The sequence below is a fragment of the Halorubrum sp. SD612 genome (genome assembly GCF_002135005.1).
The window spans coordinates 1-20,162 of sequence record NZ_NEWI01000051.1 but is presented as its reverse complement, the minus strand read 5'-3'; the positions used below and the strand labels follow the sequence as shown (position 1 = coordinate 20,162).

The 20,162-nt window shown below is 71.2% G+C and carries 19 protein-coding genes; 11 read left to right on the top strand and 8 right to left on the bottom strand.

Annotated elements, in window-relative coordinates:
- The first annotated feature begins 30 nt into the window (after positions 1 to 30).
- Positions 31 to 1,941 (top strand): 2-succinyl-5-enolpyruvyl-6-hydroxy-3-cyclohexene-1-carboxylic-acid synthase, encoded by a 1,911-nt coding sequence (gene menD / locus B9G38_RS07805; RefSeq protein ID WP_086220012.1) that lies wholly within the window; start codon positions 31 to 33, stop codon positions 1,939 to 1,941.
- A 2-nt stretch (positions 1,942 to 1,943) separates the two neighbouring features.
- On the opposite strand, the gene B9G38_RS07800 is transcribed toward menD, so the two are convergent.
- Entirely contained in the window at positions 1,944 to 2,393 is a 450-nt protein-coding gene (locus B9G38_RS07800) for a hypothetical protein (protein WP_049929660.1), read from the bottom strand.
- 97 nt (positions 2,394 to 2,490) lie between these two features.
- Between B9G38_RS07800 and B9G38_RS07795 the strand changes: the two genes are divergently transcribed.
- Both B9G38_RS07795 and B9G38_RS07790 read left to right on the top strand, forming a co-directional pair.
- The gene (locus B9G38_RS07795) at positions 2,491 to 3,312 is read left to right on the top strand and encodes a DUF2797 domain-containing protein (RefSeq protein WP_198945666.1); all 822 of its coding nucleotides are present in this window, start codon (positions 2,491 to 2,493) and stop codon (positions 3,310 to 3,312) included.
- Positions 3,309 to 3,968 (top strand): trimeric intracellular cation channel family protein, encoded by a 660-nt coding sequence (locus tag B9G38_RS07790; RefSeq protein WP_086220011.1) that lies wholly within the window; start codon positions 3,309 to 3,311, stop codon positions 3,966 to 3,968. Before B9G38_RS07795 ends, B9G38_RS07790 begins: the two co-directional genes overlap by 4 nt.
- A gap of 53 nt (positions 3,969 to 4,021) precedes the next feature.
- On the opposite strand, the gene B9G38_RS07785 is transcribed toward B9G38_RS07790, so the two are convergent.
- Genes B9G38_RS07785 through B9G38_RS07775 form a run of 3 tightly spaced genes read right to left on the bottom strand, consistent with a single transcriptional unit; the run spans position 4,022 to position 8,224 of the window.
- Complete coding sequence (locus B9G38_RS07785) at positions 4,022 to 5,068, bottom strand: ABC transporter permease (RefSeq protein WP_086220010.1); 1,047 nt, start codon at positions 5,066 to 5,068, stop codon at positions 4,022 to 4,024.
- Entirely contained in the window at positions 5,061 to 7,196 is a 2,136-nt protein-coding gene (locus B9G38_RS07780) for a PrsW family intramembrane metalloprotease (protein WP_086220009.1), read from the bottom strand. The genes B9G38_RS07785 and B9G38_RS07780 overlap by 8 nt, the downstream gene beginning before the upstream one ends.
- Positions 7,193 to 8,224: an ABC transporter ATP-binding protein gene (locus B9G38_RS07775; RefSeq protein ID WP_086220008.1), complete on the bottom strand. Its 1,032-nt coding sequence runs from the start codon at positions 8,222 to 8,224 to the stop codon at positions 7,193 to 7,195. The genes B9G38_RS07780 and B9G38_RS07775 overlap by 4 nt, the downstream gene beginning before the upstream one ends.
- Before the next feature lie 639 nt (positions 8,225 to 8,863).
- On the opposite strand from B9G38_RS07775, the gene B9G38_RS07770 reads away from it, so the two are divergent.
- Entirely contained in the window at positions 8,864 to 9,322 is a 459-nt protein-coding gene (locus B9G38_RS07770) for an SRPBCC family protein (protein WP_086220007.1), read from the top strand.
- A 19-nt stretch (positions 9,323 to 9,341) separates the two neighbouring features.
- Here B9G38_RS07770 and B9G38_RS07765 read toward each other — a convergent pair whose 3' ends face one another.
- Together B9G38_RS07765 and B9G38_RS07760 are read right to left on the bottom strand one after the other, a co-directional pair.
- Entirely contained in the window at positions 9,342 to 9,824 is a 483-nt protein-coding gene (locus tag B9G38_RS07765) for a VOC family protein (protein ID WP_086216626.1), read from the bottom strand.
- 119 nt (positions 9,825 to 9,943) lie between these two features.
- Positions 9,944 to 10,393, bottom strand: coding sequence for a DoxX family protein (locus B9G38_RS07760; RefSeq protein ID WP_086220006.1), 450 nt, complete (start codon positions 10,391 to 10,393; stop codon positions 9,944 to 9,946).
- 69 nt (positions 10,394 to 10,462) lie between these two features.
- Between B9G38_RS07760 and B9G38_RS07755 the strand changes: the two genes are divergently transcribed.
- Positions 10,463 to 10,855 carry a helix-turn-helix domain-containing protein gene (locus tag B9G38_RS07755; protein WP_086220005.1) on the top strand — a complete coding sequence of 131 codons (393 nt, stop codon included), beginning with the start codon at positions 10,463 to 10,465 and terminating at the stop codon, positions 10,853 to 10,855.
- Between the two features lie 424 nt (positions 10,856 to 11,279).
- On the opposite strand, the gene B9G38_RS07750 is transcribed toward B9G38_RS07755, so the two are convergent.
- Entirely contained in the window at positions 11,280 to 12,182 is a 903-nt protein-coding gene (locus B9G38_RS07750; protein WP_086220004.1) for a hypothetical protein, read from the bottom strand.
- A 128-nt stretch (positions 12,183 to 12,310) separates the two neighbouring features.
- Between B9G38_RS07750 and B9G38_RS07745 the strand changes: the two genes are divergently transcribed.
- Positions 12,311 to 12,784, top strand: coding sequence for a hypothetical protein (locus tag B9G38_RS07745; protein ID WP_086215896.1), 474 nt, complete (start codon positions 12,311 to 12,313; stop codon positions 12,782 to 12,784).
- Between the two features lie 26 nt (positions 12,785 to 12,810).
- On the opposite strand, the gene B9G38_RS07740 is transcribed toward B9G38_RS07745, so the two are convergent.
- Positions 12,811 to 13,089, bottom strand: coding sequence for an acylphosphatase (locus B9G38_RS07740; RefSeq protein WP_086220003.1), 279 nt, complete (start codon positions 13,087 to 13,089; stop codon positions 12,811 to 12,813).
- Between the two features lie 115 nt (positions 13,090 to 13,204).
- On the opposite strand from B9G38_RS07740, the gene B9G38_RS07735 reads away from it, so the two are divergent.
- From B9G38_RS07735 to B9G38_RS07715, 5 genes are all read left to right on the top strand, one after another.
- Entirely contained in the window at positions 13,205 to 14,743 is a 1,539-nt protein-coding gene (locus tag B9G38_RS07735; RefSeq protein WP_086215895.1) for a phosphomannomutase, read from the top strand.
- A gap of 215 nt (positions 14,744 to 14,958) precedes the next feature.
- On the top strand, positions 14,959 to 16,044 hold the full coding sequence (locus tag B9G38_RS07730; protein ID WP_086220002.1) for a BMP family protein: 1,086 nt from the start codon (positions 14,959 to 14,961) through the stop codon (positions 16,042 to 16,044).
- 160 nt (positions 16,045 to 16,204) lie between these two features.
- On the top strand, positions 16,205 to 17,815 hold the full coding sequence (locus B9G38_RS07725; RefSeq protein WP_086220001.1) for an ABC transporter ATP-binding protein: 1,611 nt from the start codon (positions 16,205 to 16,207) through the stop codon (positions 17,813 to 17,815).
- A complete protein-coding gene (locus B9G38_RS07720; RefSeq protein ID WP_086220000.1) occupies positions 17,812 to 19,128 on the top strand; it encodes an ABC transporter permease in 1,317 nt (438 codons plus the stop codon). The genes B9G38_RS07725 and B9G38_RS07720 overlap by 4 nt, the downstream gene beginning before the upstream one ends.
- The coding region (locus tag B9G38_RS07715; protein ID WP_086219999.1) for an ABC transporter permease at positions 19,121 to 20,162 on the top strand (1,042 nt) is incomplete at its 3' end. The genes B9G38_RS07720 and B9G38_RS07715, both read left to right, overlap by 8 nt.

Below are 20,162 nucleotides of genomic sequence, written 5' to 3'. Positions count from 1 at the left end.
GTATTTACCTCGGGGCCCGAAGCGACGGCAATGACCGCGCCGAACCGGAACGTCCTGTGGGCGGACGCGCTCGTCGACGAGCTCGTCGCCGCGGGCGTCGACGCCGTCGTCGCCTCGCCGGGCAGCCGCTCGACGCCGCTGACCGTCGCCGCCGCGGGTCACGAGGAACTCACGGTGTTCTCGCAGTTGGACGAGCGCTCCGCCGCGTACTTCGCGCTCGGACGGGCCCGTCGGACCGGCCGCGTGACGCCGCTGATCTGTACCTCCGGCACCGCCGCCGCCAACTACCACCCGGCCGTGATGGAGGCCGACAACGCGCGCGTCCCGCTGCTCGCGCTCACCGCGGACCGGCCGCCGGAGCTGCGCGACTCCGGCGCGAACCAGACCGCGGACCAGGAGAAGCTGTACGGCGACGCCGTGCGCTTTTATAAGGACCTTCCCGAGCCGGCCGCGAACGACCGGGCGCTCCGCTCGCTCCGCACCACCGTCGCCCGCGCCGTCGCGGCCGCCGAGGGCGCCGACCAGGGGCCGGTCCACCTCAACGTTCCGTTTAAAAAGCCGCTGGAGCCGACGCCGGTCCCGGGCGACGTGCCCGACGACCTCCCCGAGGCGGCGGAGCGCGGACGCGACGGCCCCTACGTCGACGTGACCCGCGGCGCGCCCGAGCCGGGCGACGACGAGCTGCGCGCGCTCGCGACCGAGCTGAGCGAGGCGGACCGCGGCCTGATCGTCGCCGGCCCCGCCGACCCGCCGGGGATCGATCCGGAGGCCGTCACGGCGCTCGCGCACGCGACCGGGTTCCCCGTGCTGGCCGACCCGCTCTCCGGGCTCCGGTACGGCGGACACACCCGCGTCGCGCCCGTCATCGGGGGCTACGACGCGTACCTCTCGGCCGACCTCGCGGGCGACGGGGACGAGGGCGCCGGCTCCGACGGCTGGGCCGACCCCGACCTCGTCGTCCGCCTCGGCGCCTCGCCGACCTCGAAGCGGCTCCGGAAGTACCTCGCCGGGACGGGCGCCGACCAGTATCAGGTCGACCCCGCTGGGCGCTGGCGCGAGGCCGAGTTCGCCGCCACCGACCTCGTCGTCGCCGAGCCGAGTCGGCTCTGCGCCCGTCTCTCCCGGCTCGTCGCGGGCGGAAGCGGGGACCCGGACTGGCGCGCGCAGTGGGAGGACGCGGACCGGGTCGCCGAGGCGGTCCACGCCCGCGAGGCGGACGCTGTCGGCGAGGACGGCCCGGACGCGACGGCCGTCGAGACCGACGCCGGGTTCCACGAGGGCGACGCGCTCCGCGCGGTCGCGGACGCGCTCCCCGACCCGGCGACGCTGTTCGTCTCCAACTCGATGCCCGTCCGCGACCTTGACCGGTTCGTCGGGCCGACGACCGCGAACGTCACCGCGCTCGGTAACCGCGGCGTCTCCGGCATCGACGGGATCGTCTCCAGCGCGCTCGGCGCGGGGAGCGGGACGACCGACGACCTCACGCTCGTCGTCGGCGACCTCGCCCTCTACCACGACTCGAACGGGCTGCTCGCGGTCGACCGGTGCGACGTCGACGTCACGGTCGTCGCGGTCAACAACGACGGCGGCGGCATCTTTCACAAGCTCCCGATCGAGGAGTTCGAGCCGCCGTTCACCGAGTCGTTCAAGACGCCGCACGGGCTCGACTTCGGGTCGCTTGCGGAGCTCCACGGCCTCGAACACGTCCGGATCGATGCCCGGCCCGACGCGCACGCCGACCGCGGCGACACCCCTGCGGAGCGCGCGGATGTCGTCGGTGAGGACCTCGCCGCCGCCGTCAGCCGGGCCCACGAGGCGACGGGCTCGCACCTGATCGAGGTCGACACGGACGCGGAGGCCAGCCACCGGACGCGCGAGCGCTTGGCGGCCGCGGTCGACGCCGCGGTCCACGGCGGCGCGGCGGGCGAGGCGGACGAGTAGGGTCAGGGGCGCGTCGAGATCGGCCCGTCGCCGCGGCTCTCGCCGAGCGCGACCCCGGCGTACGCGACGACCGCGAACTGGATCCCGACGCCGAGGCTCGCGCCGAGGGCGAAGACGGCGGTGGCGACCGGGCCGCGCTCCGGACCGAGGTACCAGAGGACGGCGGCCGAGCCGAGCAGGAACGCGGCGGTCGCGCTCGCGCCCGTCGCCAGCGCGGTCGACGCCGCGGAGGCGTCCGCGTCGCGCAGTCCTGCGAGGAAAGCGACGCCGAACAGGAGCCCGTACACCAGCAAAAACGCCGTGAACCGGGCGCTCAGGAGGTACGTCGAGAGCGCCTCGGTCGACGGCAGCGAGACCGACGACTCGAGCAGTATCGGCGCGAGGCGCCTGATGCCGCTGACCGCGAGCGCGACGACCGCGGCGACGACGGGGGGGAGGGCTGCCGTGCGCATGCCCGAGAGGCGACGCCGAGTTCACTTATAAAATCCGATTCGAGGGGGTATCGGGCCCGACGAAGCTCATAAGCCTCGGCTTCGCGTACCGCTCGGCGTGCAGGTCGTCGGCTACGAGACGGACGTCGCGCGCGACTCGGCCGAGCCGGGGGCGGACGGCACTCAGACGGTCGAGACGAGCGGCCCGATCGGCGGCGGACTCTACGTCGCGAGCGGCGGGAGCGTCGAGTACGTGGACGCGAGCCCGGGCACCGAACTCGCGTTCGGGCTCGGCGAGCGCCGCTGCGCGGGAACGGTCCACGATGGCGACCACGTCGCCTGCGACGCCGCGGACGCACCGTACTGCGACGACCACTCGGGGGTCTGGGTGTGTGCCCGGTGTACCGGGACGTGTCTGAAAGACGAGATGGACTGCCACGAGACGCACGCGATGTACCTCGCGGCGTTCGCGCCGGACGTACTGAAGGTCGGCGTCACCCGCGAGTGGCGGCTCGGGACCCGCCTCCGGGAGCAGGGCGCGGACCGCGCGGCCCACATCCGGACGTTCCCGAACGGCCGGATCGCGCGCGAGGTCGAGGCGGAACTGGCCGCCGGGGACGACCTCGTCGACCGCGTCCGCGTCCCGACGAAGCTCGACGGGTTCGGGCGCGCGGTCGACGAGGCGGCGTGGGAGGCGCTCCTCGACCGGTTCGATCCGATAGCGCGGTTCGACTTCGACTACGGGCTCGGCCTCGACGACCGGCCCGTCGCCGAGACGATGGCGGCGGGGACCGTCCGCGGCTGGAAGGGGCGGGTGATCGTACTCGACCGCGGCGGCTCCACGTACGCCGTCGACGCGCGCGACCTCGTCGGCTACGAGCTGACCGACGCCGTCCCGGAGCGCGAACTCCAGTCCAGCCTCGGGGCGTTCGGCGGATGACGGGCGGCGCTCTCGCGGTCCTCTTCGGCGACCCGTTCGCGGTGATGAACACGGTCGGGCTCGTCGCGTTCGCGCTGGTCGGCGCGAGCAAGGCGGTCCGCGAGGAGTTCGACCTCTTCGGCGTCGCCGTCGTCGGGCTGGCGATGGCGTTCGCCGGCGGCGTCACCCGCGACCTCCTCGTCGCGCGCGTCCCCCTCGCGCTGCGCTCGCCGACGGAGATACTCCTAGGGCTGATCGGCGTCGCCCTCGCCGTCGGCCTGAGCGCGTGGCTCGCCTCGCCCGACGAGCACCCGGTGACGCTCGTCGCGGACGCGGTCGGGCTCGCCGCGTTCGCCACCGCCGGCGCCATCGTCGCGACGGACGCCGGGGTGTCCGCGTTCGGCGTCGTCGCCGTCGCGACGATAAACGCCGTCGGCGGCGGCGCGCTCGCCGACATCCTCCTCGACCGCTCGCCGTTCATCCTCTTCGAAGACTTCTACGCGAGCTGCGCCGTGTTGGGCGGCGCGACGTACTGGGCCGTCGGCACGCTCGGCGGGCCCGCGGGACTGGCCGCTGCGGCGTGCGCGGCGGTGACGGTCGGCCTCCGACTCGTCGCCGTCGCCCGCGGCTGGCGGCTCCCGACAGCGAAGCGGTTCGGCGATCACTTCGCCGACTGATCGATTCGGGGGGCGGGCCGCACAACGGGCCGAGCCCGAAGCGATCCGCCCCCTCAGCGTCCGAGCCCGTCGACCGAGACGACGCGGCGGACGCCGAGGTACGCCGCCGCGGCGATGGCGGCGTACGCAACCACGAGGACGCCCGTCGTCGCGCCCGCGCTGTCGATCGCCAATCTGGCGACCGCGTTCGCGGGGCCGCCCGCCATCGCCGTCGCGCCGCCGAACAGCACGAGGACCGCGACCGAGTAGAGCAGCTGCGCCGCCCGCCGGTCGGGCGCGACCGCCGCGATGCCCACCGCGACGGCGACGACCAGCGTCGTCAGCGCGGTCATCAGCGCCAAGATCGGGCCGACGTTCGCGACCGCGGTGCCGTTCGCCTCCAACAGCAGGAGCCACAGCAGCGCCTGCGCGGGGGCGATCCCGATCGCCGCGGCCGCCTTCCCGTCGACGATCTCGGCGAGCGTCACGGGCGCGACCCGGAGCAGCTCCATGGTCCCTTGATCCAACTCCTCGGTGATCGAGTCGACGACGAGCGAGCCCGAGATGAACACCGGGAGGAAGACTAAGAGCGGGATCAACACGGTGTAAGTGAAGGTGAAGTACGGGCTAGTGTCGCTCCGGTCGGGCAGGGGCAGCGGCGACTCCTCCAGGTACGAGGCGCGGCGCTCACGCTCGTTCAGCTCGTAGGTTCGCAGCAGCTCGCGCAGCTGTACCACGATCACGGTCGTCTCAACGGTGGCGTCCGGGGCGGTGACGGCGGCAGACACCCGCCCCGACTCCGTGCGAGTTGCGACCACCACCACGTCGGCCGCGTTCCGCTCGAAGGCGCTTCGCGCGGCGTCAGCGTCGTCGTAGGGCGTGACCGAGGCGCCGGGGACCTCGCTCGCGGCGCGCTCTAGGTCGTCGACCGCGTCGCCCGCGGCCGCGACTTCGATCTGCGCGCCGTCGAGCGCGCCCGGGTCGTACATCGAGACGAGCCCGACGACGAGGAACGACGAGAACGCGGCGATGAACAGCTGGATCCCGATCGCCAACAGGATCGTCTTCTCGGCGCGGAGCCCCGCGAGCTCCCGGCCGGCGATCGTCACGCGGCTATCCAAGGCTCACCACCCCGACGTTGTACGCGGCGTGCCCCAGCGTGGCCAGCGTCAGCGTCAGGGCGTAGGCGGTCCGGCCCCTCCTCGCGCCGAGGCTGGCCGCGCTCGTCGCGGTCACGTGGAGGACGAGCGGGGCGAAGAACAGCGCCACGAGCGCGATCGGCGGCAGCCCGGAGAGCCCGGCCACGTCGGCGAACGCGGCGCGGCCGAGGAAGAGCTCGGTGAGCCCGACCGCTTGGACGACCGCCGTGGCCTTCTCCGCGAGGAAGAAGCCGGTCCCGGACGCGACGCCGACCGCGAGCGCGACGCGGTCGCTCCGCTCGAAGACGCCGCGCTCGAACCCGGCGTACAGGGCGACGCTCTTCGCGACCTCCTCGATGAACGCGATCGTCACGAGCAACACCGGGATCGACACGGTGACCGGCAGCGCGAACAGCACCGCGACGGCCAGAAGCTCCGCGACGAACACGAAGGGAATCGTACAGGCGGTGAGGAACGCGACCGAACCGAGCGCGCGGAGCCGCTCGCGGTCGAAGAGCGCGCCCCCGACGCCGCCGGGTCCGCCGCCGGTCCGCACCGCCGAGAGCCGGACCGCGAGCGCGTCGAGGAACTTCCGCGTCACGGGCTTCTGGGAGAACATGTCCTCCTCGCGGTAGACGCCGAGCCCGAGGCCGAAAAGCAGAGTCGCCCCGACCGCCATCGGCGCGGTCGAAAAGAGAACTTGGCCCGCCGACACCGCCTCGCCCTGAAGGTCGAAGACAACGAGGGTCAGTGGCGAGACGAGCGCGACGGGCGTCACGTTCGTGAAGATGGCCGGGACGAACGCGTAGGTCGTCAGGAGGACGCTCACGCCAACCGTGACGAAGGTGAGTTCCTTGAACGACCGCGCGAACATCGCGCCGACGAAGGTGGCCCCGAGGAACGTCGCCGCGACGGGCGCCACCGCCACCACGGAGAGCGGTCCGCCGCCGATCACGAGCGCGATGAGGGTCGTGACGACCGCGGCGGCCGCCGCGTACGGAAGCGTCTTGCCCGCGACGATCTCCGCCGGCGCGAGCGGCGTGACGAGCAGTGGTTCTCCGCGACGGTTCGTCCGCTCGTCGAGGATAGAGGATCCGTACGCCTGTATCAGGAAGTTCATCGGTACGAGGAAGACGAACGCCAAGAGCAGCGAGGTGAACGGGAACGGCGCCGTGATCGAGGCGGGCGAACCGGTCGTGTCCGCGCCGAACGCCCCGCCGCCGATCGACGGGATCGCGAAGCCGCCCTCCCCGTCCGATCCCGTCTCGCCGCCATCAGAGCCCGGGTCGGCGGTTGCGCCCGCTCCCGAGTCGGGAGCGGACCCGCCGCCGGACTCCCCGTCGGTCGACGCGTCTCCGGAGGAACCGTCGCCCGAGTCGGCCCCACCGGAGTCGCCGGCGGAGTCCCCGTCCGACCCGGAACCGCTCGTCTCCGTGCCGTCGCCGTCCGTTCCGCCGTCGGCCGCGGTGCCGCCGTCGTCCCCGTCGCTCGCGCTCCCGCCGCCTGAATCGCCCGTCCGACTGCCGTCGCTCCCGCCGAGCGTCGCGCCGTCGTCGAACCCGGTCGTCCTGCCGACGTACCGGAGCGTAACGGTGACCGGGAACGCCGCGGTCCGGTTCGGCTCGGCGCGCAGCAGCCGCTCGTTGTGCGCCTCGACCGCCTCGCGAACCGACGCGGCGGCCGCCTCGCCCTTCCGCGTGTCGGTCGCGCGGACGACGACCGAGTCGACGTCCGCCGGATCGATCGCCCCGTCGTCGACGGAACCGGGCCGCACCACGGTCACCACCACCGCGTCGGCGGAGTCGCCGAGCGACGCGGTCTCGGCCGGGACCGGTCGCAGCGACGCTTCCTCCTCGATCGCCTCCGCGTACGGCGAGCCGGCGTCGACGCCGACCCGGTACACGTCTTGGTCGACGTCGAGGCCGGCGACGCCGGTGGCCACGCCGACCCCGACGACGCCGCCGGCGACGAGAAGCAGGGCGACGCCCGCGGCGAGCGTCCGGCGGTCGACGCCGCCGGACGCCCGCGCCGACTCCCACTTGGCGACGCGAAGCACTCGGTGGCCGGCGACGGCGAGCCGTCGACCGAGGCGACGCAGCCGGTCGGTCACTCGGTGGCCTCCGTCGCGGTCGCCGCCGTCTCCCGCTCTGCTCCGTCGGTCGATCGGTCGTTTTCCGGCCCGTTAGGCTCTTGCCCGTCGACCTCGCCGTCGTCGAGCCCGTCGCCGGTGTAGCGGCCGGGCATCGGCCGGCCGACGATGTCGAGGAACACGTCCTCCAAGCTCGGCTCGCGGCTCCGGATGTCGACGACCTCGCCGCCGGCGTCGGCGGCAGCCTCGCGGACGGCCGCGACCGCGTCCATGCTCGGGACCGCCGTGCGGTACCGGTCGCCGACCTCCTCGGGCGTCGCGTCGAGGTCGTCGAGGGGCGGCGTCGCGGTCGGCTCGACGTCAGTGAACACGCGGTAGGTCGTCTCGCCGTGTCGCTCGCGGATCCCGTCGACGCTCCCGCGGGCGACGATCCGCCCCTCGTTCATCACCACGACGCGGTCGCAGACCGACTCGACGTGGTAGAGGTTGTGCGCGGAGAAGACGACGGTCTTCCCCGTCTCGCGGAGTTCGCGGGTGAACGCCAGCACGGAGTTGGTCGTCACCGGGTCGAGCCCGGACGCGGGCTCGTCGTACACCAGCACGTCCGGGTCGTTGACCAGCGAGCGCGCGATTGCGACCTTGCGTTTCATTCCCTTCGAGACGTCGCCGAGGCGACGCTCCCGGTGGTCGAGTTCCAACCGGTCGAGCGCGGCCTCGATCCGCTCGTCGGCGACTTCCCGGGGTACGTCGTAGAGGTCGGCGAAGAAGCGGAGGTACGACCGCGCGGTCATCTCCTCGTACAGCGGCGAATCCTCGGGCAGGAACCCGAGGTGGCGACGCATCTCGGGGTCCGAGGCGTCGAACCCGGCGACGGTCACCTCGCCGTCGGTCGGTTCGACGAGACCGGCGATCACCTTCAGCGTCGTCGTCTTGCCGGCCCCGTTCGGGCCGACGATCCCGAACACCTCGCCGTCGTCGACGGAGAAGTCGCTGTCGACGACGGCCGCGAAGTCACCGTAGGTCTTCCGCAGCCCCGACACCTCGATCATGCCTGCGCCTCCGCCGGCGCGTGGGTTAAAGCCACGCCCGCGGTTATCGGCCCCGAGAACGCGGCGACGGCGAGGACACCGGAGGGCGAGCGAGCGCGACGAACGACGGTCGGCCGAGCCCCCGACTCCGTTCGGTAGCCGATCGCTCCGTCCGGTAGTCCGTCACTCCGTGTAAGGTTTCTCGACGTTCCCGTCGCCGCTGATGTACGCGTTCATCCGACGGGTGATCCCGTCGAACAGCGTACTGAGCGGCGAGAGGACGCGCTCAACGAGTCGGACCGGCGACGAAGACCGGGACGGGCCGGCCCGACGAGAGAAAACGGTCGACTCGCGCTACTCTTCTTCCTCTTCCTCGACCGGTCCTCGCCCTCGTTCCCAGACCGCGTCCGCGGAGGTGTCGTTCGGTGCTGTGTGCGAGACGTCTTTCATGGTGTCGCGATCGCTTGCCATATTGACTCCCAATACCCCGGACCTCTGTATTAACCCTTCGTGGAAAGAGATAATGAGTCCTCATACCATATAAGGTATTAATATGGCTCTGTGCCACGATAGCGCAAAAAGTGGACGAATTGCGTATTGCCTCTGTTTTATGCCCCAGGTATCGGATGTGCGTTCGGATCTGAGCGGAGGATCACAGCGATGAGGGACGCCGCCGCTGGAGGACGCGACGTGTTGGGAGATTCCGATCGCGACAGCGAAACCGCGGTGGTCCGAGAGGGGACGACGCTCGCGGTCGGCCGCGACATCGACGCCCCGCCTGAGCGGACCGCGACGGCGCTCCGCGACACGCGACGGTGGCCCGACTGGAGCCCGTCCGTGGGGGGCGTGGAGAGCACCGATCGGTACGTCGAGACCGGGACGACCGGACGGGTCCGGGTCGCGGACGCTTGGGTTCCGTTCCGGGTGACGGCCGCGACGCGCCTCCGCTGGGACTGGCGGGTCGCCGGGGTTCCGGCCACGGGCCACCGGGTCGACCGCTATCCGGAGGATCCGGGTCGGTGTCGAGCGGTGATCGAAGTCCCGCTCGTCGCGGCCCCGTACGTCCCCGTCTGCCGACGCGCGCTCGACAAGTTCGCGGCGCTCGTCGAGGGAGGGTAATCCGGGCGGCGCCCGTGCCTCAGTTCTCGTAACCCGCTTCGAAGGGGTCGATGACCTCGCCGCCGGGCTCGTCCTCGTCGCGGGTGACTCCCGGCCCTCGCGTCGCGAGTTCGAAGACGAGCCCGTCGGGGTCGGTGAAGTAGACGCTCTTGAAGTAGGTCCGGTCTTTCACCTCGGAGACGCGGACGTCGTGGGCCTCGAGGTGTTCCCTCCACTCGCGGAGCGTCGCCTCGTCCTCGACGCCGAACGCGAAGTGGTGGCTCGCGCCCGGGCCGGGCGTCCCCTGCGAGTTCGGGTACTCGAAGTAGGTGACGTTGGTGCCCGGCTCGCCCTCCGGAGTCGACGAGAAGTAGTAGTGCGGCGTCCCGGGGTCGTCGTAGTTCTGCGTCCGCTTGACCGTGTGCCAGCCGAGCACGTCCTCGTAGAACGCCGCGGTCTCCTCGATGTCGGTACAGATGTTCGTGACGTGGTGGAGTCCCGTCGTCGGCGGCGCGTCGGTCATGGTCCGCGTGATCGGTCGTCGGGAGAGTAGTTAGTCGTACTGGGGGTTCGAAACGCGGATACGCCAGTCGCCGGACAATTCGGTTGGGGGTCGGCTCGGTCAGTCGGTTCGAACGGCGCTCAGAACAGCCCGACGCCGACCGCGTACGGCCACGCGGCCCCGCCGACGGCGAGCAACGCCAGCGCGGCGCCGGCGCCGTAGACGTTCTTCAGGAAGCTCGTCATCTCATTCTGCCGCTCTTCGGGGTCGTCCACCGACCAGAAGTCGTGCATCGTCACGGCGGAGACGAGGAGGAAGAACGCGAGCGAGCCCCCGGCGAGGACCGGGAACGCGCCCGCGGCGACGGCGAGTCCGCCGAGGACGAGGACGGCGCCCGAGGCGATCACCGAGAACTGCGGCGCGGGGAGGCCCTTGAACTCGGCGTAGCCGGCCATCGTCTCGAGGTCCATGAAGTGGTTGAGCCCCATGAACGCGAGCGTCGCGCCGAACAGGATCCGGCCGAGCAGGAAGAGTTCGCCCGCGAGGGGTGTGTCGAACTGGAGTGGTAACGTCGCGGTTTCAGCTAACATCGTGTAACCTGCTATACGGACGTAACCTATTTATCGTTTCCCGGACAATAGAGTTAGTAGGTAACACCGATGTCATCACAGGATCTTTCCGCGGCGGAGGCGGCGGAGACGACTGATTCGGGGGCTGAAGCGGCTGGCGAGGCGACGGCGCCCGAGACCCCATGCCCCGTCGTCGACTCCATCGAGCAGATCGGCTCGCAGTGGCGGCTCGTCGTCCTCCACGAGCTGCTGAACGGCGAGGCGCGGTTCAACGAGCTCAAACGCGAGACCGACGCGAACGCCAGGACGCTCTCGCGCGTGCTCGACGACCTCCAAGAGACCGGGTTCGTCGACCGGCGGTTAGAGGAGGACTCGCCGGTGGCGACGTACTACAGCCTGACCGCGAAAGGCGAGTCGCTCGCCCCCGTCTTCGAGGAGATCGACGAGTGGGCCCAGGAGTGGCTCGCCGAGTGCGACGCGTAAGCGTGCGTTAGCAGGAGTGGATTTCGTTTATAAACAGACATCCGTTCCCAGGCTGTTTGTTTATAAACTACCAACAGCGAATCGTCGATGAAGGCCTCCAAAGCCCCAGCCGCGAGGGCGGCGCACGCTCGCTGCGCTCCTCGGCCGCTCGCGCTGCTCGCTCCCTGCGGTGCTTGCGTCGCCTGCGCCGCCCTCGCGACTGCCCCCTTGAGTCCCGCCCCGTACAGCACCGCAGCCTCACACCTCCCCAGCCTCGTCGGCCGGCCTCCGCTTCGCTCCGGCCCGCCGACTCCCTCGCGCGTGCTCCTCGCGTCCGTTGGACGCTCGGAGGCACGCGCCACCGCCTCACAAATCGATGAGCGGCGCTGGCAGGCTCATCGGTTTGTAAATCGTGCCGCCGCGTCGCGCAGCCGCTGCGTCGCTCTCACACGTACTTTCGCGCGAACGCGTACAGGTCCGGGATGATGTACGCTACCCCGCCCACCGCGAGAGCGATCACGAGCGGGACCCCCCATGGGGTGTACCCGTCGAGTCGTATCGACCACCTGAGCAGCCCGGCGGCCTCCACGAGCGGCGGCACGAGGTACACGCTCGCACCGACCGCCGCGGCCGCCGGCGCGTGGACCGCCGAGACCCGATAGCCGTACGCGCTGCCGGCGATGAGGGCGAGACCGAGGCCGAACACGAAAACGGCGTAGATGAGTTCGCCGAACCCGCCGAGCGGCCCCGGTCCGTAGACGCTGAACTCGTACACGCGACCGTTCGCGAACACGTAGTACAGGCCTCCCTCCTCGGGAGCCTCCTCGATGTCGATCCCGGTGTCTCCCGGAGCGACGTCCAATCCCGAGGGAACCGGTTTCGAGATCGAGACGCTGCCGTCGTCGGAGTCCGCCGCCACCGTGAAGAAGCGCTGTCCCCGTTCGGAGAGGTCCTCGTATTCGAAGGCGAACCCCTCGCAGTCGGCGAACGCGACGCTGACGTCTCCGGACTCGGCGTCGTCCGTCGAGAAGAAACACGCCAGTTCGCCGCCGTCCCTGACGAAGTTCCAACCCCCCGACCGGAACTCGGACGGGAGGTCGTCGACGGCGACCTCGTCGCGATCGCCGGCAGCCTTGACCGAGGCTTCACCGCGATCGGCGCCGGCGTCGACGACGTCCCGCGCCGCCCCGGAGAGGTCCGCGTAGCGGTGGACTTCGCTGTCCGTTCGATCCACCGAGTACGTAACCGGGGCCGGGTCCGTCGCGCCCGCGACAGCGCCGGTGACGACCCCGACTCCGACGACGAACAGGCAGAGGGCCGCGAGGAGTTCGGGTGACGGGCGATTCATCACCTGTTCCGATCCTCCGACGGCGTATGTGTTTTGTGTGACCTCGATTCGGCGACGGCGCTCCCGGCGCGGGCGGAAAGTGCTTCGCCGCCGAAACGCACACCATTCTCCGGCGCGTACGTGACGCCGTGTACGCCGGACTGAAGAACACCCCCTGTTGCCTGTGCGGCCGGGACGACACCCACACCCGGATCGCCGTGCCGCCGCGGGCGCTCCGGCTCATGGAGAACGGCGAGCCGATCGCGTGGCGCGACGTGGTCGGCACCGTGACGCTCCGCTTCTGCGCCGACGACTGGGACCTCGTGAGCGACCTCGCCGTCGAGATGGACGCGCACCCGCTCTCGCGGTGTAACGCGGCGCACGTCTCCCTCGACCTCCGCGAGGACCACGAGGCGCTGCTGTCGGCGACGAAGGCCGAGACGGACCAGACGGAACTGGAGACGCGACTGGCATCCGAGGCCGAGGCGACGCTCGACGCGGTCGACGATCCCTACACAGAGGAGCGCGACGTGGTTGAGGCGATCGTGGTGTTGCGCGCGTTAGAGGAGCTCGGCGTCCGGGAGCCCCCCGGCGACGCCGCCGCGCTGGCGCGCGACGACTGAGACGGTCGGGCGGCGCCGACGCCCGCTCACCGCCTGACCTCGAACCCGTCTTCCCCCTCCGGCGCGCCGTACTCGGCGTCCACGTCGTCGACCTCGGCGGCCCGGCTCCCGGTCTCACACCACGCCACCATGTCGCGAACGGCTCCCTCCGGACCCTCGAAGACGGCCTCGACCCGGCCGTCGTCGAGGTTCCGCACCCAGCCGTCGACGCCCTTCTCGCGGGCGGCGTCGCGGGTGCTCGCCCGGTAGTAGACGCCTTGGACGCGGCCCGAGACGAACACGTGCGCTCGAACGCGGTCGGTCATCGGTCGGTGGTGCGGCGCGCTGCCTGTTAAACGACCCGCCCGCGACCGACCGGCCGCCGACCGACCCGCGCCCGCAACCGACGCCTACTAACTCCCGCGCGCCGACGTAGGCGACATGGACCTGTTCGGAACCGCCGGGATCCGCGGCGGCGTCGAGGACCGCGTCACCCCGTCGCTCGCGCTCGCCGTCGGGCGGGCCGTGGGCGCCGAGATCCGATCGCGTACCGACGATTCGACCGCCGCGTCGACGCCCGAGCCGACGGTCGTCCTCGCCCGCGACGGGCGGGTGACCGGCCCGGCGCTCGCGGCCGCGATGGAGGCCGGTCTCTCCGCCGGCGGCGTCGCCGTCCGCCGCGCCGGGCAGCTCCCGACCCCAGCGCTCGCGTACGCCTCGCGGGGGCGCTACGGCGTGATGCTCACCGCGTCCCACAATCCGCCGACGGACAACGGTATCAAGCTGTTCCGCGACGGGACGGAGTTCGACCGCGACGCTGAGCGCGCCGTCGAGTCGCGGGTCGCCGACGAGGAGCCGGTCGCTCCGTGGGACGAGTGGACAGAGCCGACTCGAACCGACCCGCTCGGCGACTACCTCGCCGCCGTCCGCGAGTACGCTGCGGGGTTCGGCGCGCCCCTCGACGGGCTCCGGGTCGCGGTCGACTGCGGCAACGGGATGAGCGCGCCCGCGACGCCGACCGTCCTCCGCGAACTCGGCGCCGACGTGGTCACGCTCAACGGGAACGTCGACGGCCACTTCCCCGGCCGCGGGAGCAAGCCGACCCCGGAGACGCTCGCCGACCTGCGCGCGTTCGTCGCCGACGCCAACGAGGGCGTCGAGGACCCCGGACGGCCGGCCGACGACGGGAGGGGAGCGGGAGGCGACGGCGACGCGGACGAGACCGAGGGGTTCGCCTTCGGTATCGGTCACGACGGCGACGCCGACCGGATCGTGATCGTCGACGCGGACGGCGAGGTCGTCCACGAGGACACGGTGCTCGCGGTGCTCGCGGAGCGGTACACCCGCGCGAGCGACGCCGCTGACCCCGTCGTCGTGACGACGCCGAACGCCTCCGGTCGGATCGACGAACGCGTCCGCGACGCCGGCGGGCGCGTCGAGCGCGTCCGGCTCGGCGCGCTCCACGAGGGGATCGCCGCGGTCCGGGAGGACGCCAGCGCGGCCGGCGCCCTCGGCGAGGCCGGCACGGTCGGCGAGGCGGGCGCCGCAGGAGAGGTGGGCGCTGACACGCGCGTCGTCTTCGCGGCCGAACCGTGGAAGCACATCCACGTCGCGTTCGGCGGCTGGATCGACGGCGTGACCTCCGCGGCGGTGCTCGCGCGCCTCGTCGCCGACGAGGGGCTCAACGCGCTCCGCGGCCCGGTGACCGAGCGCCCGTACCGAAAGGTGAGCGTGGCCTGTCCCGACGACGCGAAGGAGCCGGCGATGGACCGGTTGGCGACGGCGTTGCCGGACGCATTCCCCGACGCCGCGGTGGACACCGACCACGGCGTCCGCCTGGAGTTCGACGACGCCTCGTGGACGCTGGTTCGGCCCTCCGGCACCGAGCCGTACGTCCGCGTGTACGCCGAGAGCGACGATGTCGACGCCCTCGTCGCCGAGGTCGAAGCCGTGGTCGAGGACGCGGTCGCGGACGCGTAGGGCCGGCCGGTCCGACCGCCGACGCCCCGTCGCGGACGCGTCGGCGACCCCGCGTCACCCCGTCCGGAACCGTGAGAGATTCGGGTTCGTGGATCAGACGGCGGCGATCGGGCGACTGATACCCCGGAATCGGGCCGCTTCTCTCCACGAACGTGCCACCTCGACACCGCGAGAACGACGAATTTATGCCGCGTTCCGACGGGGGTACGAGTGAGATGGCATCCGACTTCGATCGGCGGCGGTTCATCAAGGCGGCAAGCGCAGCGGGCCTCGTCGGCCTCGCCGGGTGTAGCGGCGGCCCGAGCGGTGACGGGGGCGACGGGGGCGACGGCGACGTGCCGGCGCGGATCGGCATCGTCTATTCCGACGGCGGACTGGGGGACAACTCGTTCAACGACGCGGCCCAGCAGGGGATCTTCCAGGCGCAAGAGGAGTTCGGCATCGCGTACGACGAGTCGGAGCCCGACGGCGCCGGCGAGTTCGAGCAGTTCCAGCAGCAGTACGCCGGCTCGACCGACCCGGCCTACGACCTGGTCTGTACGATCGGGTTCAATCAGGGCGACTCGCTCTCGCAGACCGCGCCCGAGTACCCCGACCAGGACTTCATGATCGTCGACACCGTCGTCGACGAACCGAACGTCGCGAACTACCTGTTCCGCGAGCACGAGGGCTCGTTCCTGATGGGCGTGCTCGCCGGCCGCCTGACCGAGACCGAGTTCTCGGCCGGCGCCGGCGAGACGGACCCGGACTCGACGACCGTCGGGTTCGTCGGCGGCGTCGACAGCCCCGTCATCCGCCGGTTCCAGGCCGGGTTCGAGGCCGGCGTCGACTACGCGACCGACGACGTCGACGTCACCACGAGCTACGTCGGCAGCTACGCCGACCCCACCGGCGGGCAGGAGGCGGCGCTGTCGATGTACCAGAGCGGCGCGGACGTCGTCTACCACGCCTCGGGCGCGACGGGCGTCGGCGTGTTCCAAGCCGCACAGGAGGAGGGGCGGTTCGCCTTCGGCGTCGACCAGGACCAGTCGGTCTCCAACGAGTCGTTCTCGGACGTCATCCTGGCGTCGATGGTGAAACGCGTCGACACCGCGGTGTACGAGTCGATCTCGAACGTCATCGACGACAATCACCAGGGCGGGTCGACCACCGCGCTCGGCTTGGAGTCCAACGGCGTCGAGTGCGTCTACGGGCAGGAGATCGGCGACCAGGTCCCAGACGAGATCGCGACCGCCGTGGCCGACGCGCGCGACGAGATCATCGCCGGGAACATCGAGGTCCCGGAGACGACGAGCAACTGAACGCGGCGCCGCCGACTCGGAACCGAACCCCGCCGGCGGAATTTTTTTGCTTCCGGTCGGGCGACGGAGTGTCCCTCGTTCCGGTCGGACGACGAACAGGACCGGGCGCAGTAGCTCGGAATCCGGGCGCTTTTAGGCTCCGGCGCGGAGTTACGGGTGAATGAACCCGGCGGTCCACTTGGACGGTATCACGAAGCGATTCCCCGGGGTCGTCGCGAACGACGACGTCGATCTCGCGGTGGAGCGCGGGAGCGTCCACGCCCTCCTCGGCGAGAACGGGGCCGGCAAGACCACGCTGATGAACGTCCTGTACGGTCTCTACCGGCCGACCGAGGGGACCGTCCGGCTCGACGGCGAGCCGCGGTCGTTCGACTCGCCGCGGGACGCGATCGACGCGGGCGTCGGCATGATCCACCAACACTTCATGCTCGTCGACCCGATGACGGTGTGGGAGAACGTCGTCTTAGGCAACGAGCCGACGACTTGGGGCGGACTCCGCGTCGACAGGGAGGCGGCGCGGGAGGCCGTCGTCGAACTGAGCGAGCGGTACGGCTTCGACGTGGACCCGGACGCGACGATCGCGGACATCTCGGTCGGAGAGCAGCAGCGCGTCGAGATCCTGAAGGCGCTGTACCGCGGCGCCGAGGTGCTCATCATGGACGAGCCGACCGCGGTGCTGACGCCGCAGGAGGTCGAGGAGCTGTACGGCGTCTTCGAAGAGCTCACCGAACAGGGGAAGACGATCATCTTCATCTCGCACAAGCTCGGCGAGGCGCTGTCGGCGGCCGACGACATCACCGTCCTCCGCGACGGGGTCAACGTGGGCACCGTCGCCGCGGCCGACGTGACGCGCGAGGAGCTCGCGGAGATGATGGTCGGCCGGGAGGTGCTGATGGACCCCGCCACGTCGCCCCGAGAGACGGGCGAGCGCGTGCTGGAGGTGACCGACCTGTGCGTCGAGGACGACCGGGGCGTCGAGGCGGTCTCGGACCTGTCCTTCGAGCTCCGGGGCGGGGAGATCCTGGGGATCGCGGGCGTCGACGGCAACGGACAGTCACAGCTCGCCGAGGCGATCACGGGTCTGCGCGAGACGGCGTCCGGGGAGATCCGCTACCGCGGCGAGTCGATGGTCGGGCAGACCCGCCGCGACCGGATCGACCGCGGGATGGCGTTCATCCCCGAAGACCGACAGGAGCGCGGCCTGGTGATGTCATACGACCTCACCGAAAACGGGGTCCTGGGGAGCCAACACGACCCGCCGTTCGCGCGCGGCGGACGGCTCGACTGGGGCGCGGCGCAGGACCACGCCGAGTCCGTCATCGAGCAGTACGACGTCCGGCCGCCGGACGCCGACGCGGAGGCCGAGTCGCTGTCGGGAGGGAACCAGCAGAAGTTCATCGTCGGGCGGGAGTTCGAGCGCGACCCTGAGCTGGTCGTCGCCGCCCACCCCACCCGCGGCGTCGACATCGGCTCCACGGAGTTCCTCCACGACCGGCTGCTCGAACTGCGCGCCGAGGGGAAGGCGGTCCTGCTCGTCTCCTCGAAGCTCGACGAGGTACAGGGGCTCTCCGACCGGCTCGCGGTGATTCACGAAGGAGAGTTCACCGGAGTCGTCGACCCCGCGAGCGTGACCGAAGAGGAGATCGGGCTGCTGATGGCGGGCGAGTCGCTCGACGACGACTCGGTCGAACGGGCGGCGATCCACGACGCCGGCGGCGCGCCGGACGAGGTCGACGGCGGGGCGGCCGACGACGAGGGGGTGGACGCGTGAGCGATTCGGCGCCCGACGGGGACCGTACGGAGTCCCTCCTCGCCCGCGTGGTCGCCCCGTTCGTCGACCGGAGCGTCGCCGAGCGGCTCGTCATCAGCGTCGCCGCGATCCTCCTCTCGATCGTCGTCGGCTTCGCGCTCGTGCTCGTCTCCGGCCGGATCGCGCAGTGTTCGACCGCGGCGTGGACGATGCCGCTCACCGGGATCGGCTTCTGTTACGACCCGATCGAGGTGTACGTCGTGCTGTTCAACGGCGCGCTCGGGTACCCGTTCGCCGTCGGCGACCCCGGGCTGTTCAACCCCGCGTGGACGCCGTTCAACCTCTCGTTCGGTCTGACGCTCTCGGAGACGACGCTCCTGATCTTCACCGGGCTCTCCGTCGCCGTCGCCTTCCGCGCCGGCCTGTTCAACATCGGCACGCAGGGGCAGCTCGTCGTCGGGGCGCTCTCGACCGCCCTCTCGGTCCTCGCGCTCGCGCCCCTGCTCCCGGCCGGCCCGGTCGCCGGTGCCGTGCTGATCGTCGTCGGGACCGCGGCGGGCGCGGTCGGCGGCGGACTCTGGGGCGCGATACCCGGCGCGCTCAAGGCGTACGCCGACGCCAACGAGGTGATCACGACGATCATGCTCAACTTCGTCGCCGCGAACGTTGCGTACGTGCTCGTGTTGGAGGTGTTCCGCGCCGAGGGCTCCTCGGTGGTCGCCACCCGCTACGTCCCAGAATACGCGCAGTTCCCGTCGGTGCTGTTCCCCCCGTCCACCGACTTCGCGCTGCTCGCGCTGGCAGGGGGCATCGCCTTCATCGGCGCGCTCTACTACTTCGTCGAGCACACGTCGCTCGGGTACGACCTCCGGACGAGTGGCGTCCAGGCGGCCGCGGCCGAGTACGGCGGTGTGAACGCGAATCTCACGACCGTGCGGGCGATGACGTTGTCCGGCGCGCTCGGCGGTATCGGCGGCGCGGTGTGGGTGCTGATGTCCGAGGGGCGGTGGATGGCCTCGATCCCGGACCTCGGCTTCGACGGGATCACCGTCTCGATCCTGGCCGGGAACAACCCGATCGGCGTGCTCCCGGCGGCGTTCCTCTTCGGGGTCCTGAAGGGCGGCGCCTTGGAGATCGGCTTCCGGACCGACGTTCCCACGGAGCTCGTCGCCGTGCTGCGCGGGCTCATCATCCTGTTCGTCGCGATGCCGGAGTTCTTCCGGATGATCGGTCGATACACCGGCGTCGGGGGGACCGCGGGCGGCCCGGGCGGCGCGGCGTCGGCGGAGTCAGATGCCTCCGCCGGCGGCGACGGGGGTGAAGCCGATGCGTAACCCGCTCTCGCCGGCGTCGCTCCTCGAAGGCGCGAGCGAGTCGGGGTACGTCCGTTCGCTTATCGCCGGCACCGTCGGAATGCTCGCGCTGCTCGGCGTGTCCGGGCTCGCGTTCCCCGACTCCGTGGCGGGCGACCTCGCGGGCATCGTCTTCTCGACGAGTACCGCCACGTCGACGGCGCGGCTCGCGGCGCCCATCGTGCTCGCCGGACTCGGCGGCATCTTCGCCGAGAAGTCCGGCGTCATCAACATTGGCCTAGAGGGACTCCTCATCATCTCGGCGTTCGTGTCGGTGTACGCCGCGTCGGTCGTCGGCGTGGGCAACGCCGTCCTCGGCGTCCCGGCGCTCGCGATCGCGTTCCTCGCCGGCATCGCGGCGTCGACGTTCCTGTCGGCGGTGTTCGCGGTGGTCTGTATCGAGTTCAAGGCCGACCAGATCATCGCCGGGCTGGCCGTCTGGCTCATCGCGTTGGGGCTCGCGCCGTTCCTGTCGACCGTGTTCTTCGGCGGCGTCAACACGCCGAACCTCGGCGTGAGCGTCGGGTGGCAGTACTCGGCGACGATGGTGGTTTTCGCGACCGCCGGCTCGTGGTGGCTGTTGAACAAGACCGCGTTCGGCAAACACCTCCGCGCGGCGGGCGAGAACCCGAAGGCGCTCGACACGGTCGGCGTCTCCGTCTCGAAGGTGCGCTACGCCGGGGTGCTGCTCTCGGGCGTCCTCTCCGGAGTGGGCGGCTCGGCGCTGGCGCTGTCCATCGGGCAGTTCGTCGGCTCCGGCGAGACGATGGTCCAGGGCAAGGGATTCATCGCCATCGTCGCGTACCTGTTCGGCAACTACAATCCGCTCGGGACGCTCGGCGCGGGCGCGCTATTCGCCGGCCTCGACGCGATACAGATCCGGCTCCAGCAGCTCGGGTACGCGATCCCGGACACGCTGGTCCAGACCATCCCGTACGTCGTCGTGATCGTCGTCCTCACCCTGGTCGGCCGGACGCAGATCCCCGAGGCCGCGGGCGAACACTACGAGACCGAGG

What these genes read in the sequence shown, in the direction of transcription:
- menD (WP_086220012.1), top strand. Translation starts at nt 31, where the DNA reads ATGACCGCGCCGAACCGGAACGTCCTGTGGGCGGACGCGCTCGTCGAC.
- B9G38_RS07800 (WP_049929660.1), bottom strand. Translation starts at nt 2,393, where the DNA reads ATGCGCACGGCAGCCCTCCCCCCCGTCGTCGCCGCGGTCGTCGCGCTC.
- B9G38_RS07790 (WP_086220011.1), top strand. Translation starts at nt 3,309, where the DNA reads ATGACGGGCGGCGCTCTCGCGGTCCTCTTCGGCGACCCGTTCGCGGTG.
- B9G38_RS07775 (WP_086220008.1), bottom strand. Translation starts at nt 8,224, where the DNA reads ATGATCGAGGTGTCGGGGCTGCGGAAGACCTACGGTGACTTCGCGGCC.
- B9G38_RS07770 (WP_086220007.1), top strand. Translation starts at nt 8,864, where the DNA reads ATGAGGGACGCCGCCGCTGGAGGACGCGACGTGTTGGGAGATTCCGAT.
- B9G38_RS07765 (WP_086216626.1), bottom strand. Translation starts at nt 9,824, where the DNA reads ATGACCGACGCGCCGCCGACGACGGGACTCCACCACGTCACGAACATC.
- B9G38_RS07760 (WP_086220006.1), bottom strand. Translation starts at nt 10,393, where the DNA reads ATGTTAGCTGAAACCGCGACGTTACCACTCCAGTTCGACACACCCCTC.
- B9G38_RS07755 (WP_086220005.1), top strand. Translation starts at nt 10,463, where the DNA reads ATGTCATCACAGGATCTTTCCGCGGCGGAGGCGGCGGAGACGACTGAT.
- B9G38_RS07750 (WP_086220004.1), bottom strand. Translation starts at nt 12,182, where the DNA reads ATGAATCGCCCGTCACCCGAACTCCTCGCGGCCCTCTGCCTGTTCGTC.
- B9G38_RS07740 (WP_086220003.1), bottom strand. Translation starts at nt 13,089, where the DNA reads ATGACCGACCGCGTTCGAGCGCACGTGTTCGTCTCGGGCCGCGTCCAA.
- B9G38_RS07735 (WP_086215895.1), top strand. Translation starts at nt 13,205, where the DNA reads ATGGACCTGTTCGGAACCGCCGGGATCCGCGGCGGCGTCGAGGACCGC.
- B9G38_RS07730 (WP_086220002.1), top strand. Translation starts at nt 14,959, where the DNA reads ATGGCATCCGACTTCGATCGGCGGCGGTTCATCAAGGCGGCAAGCGCA.
- B9G38_RS07725 (WP_086220001.1), top strand. Translation starts at nt 16,205, where the DNA reads ATGAACCCGGCGGTCCACTTGGACGGTATCACGAAGCGATTCCCCGGG.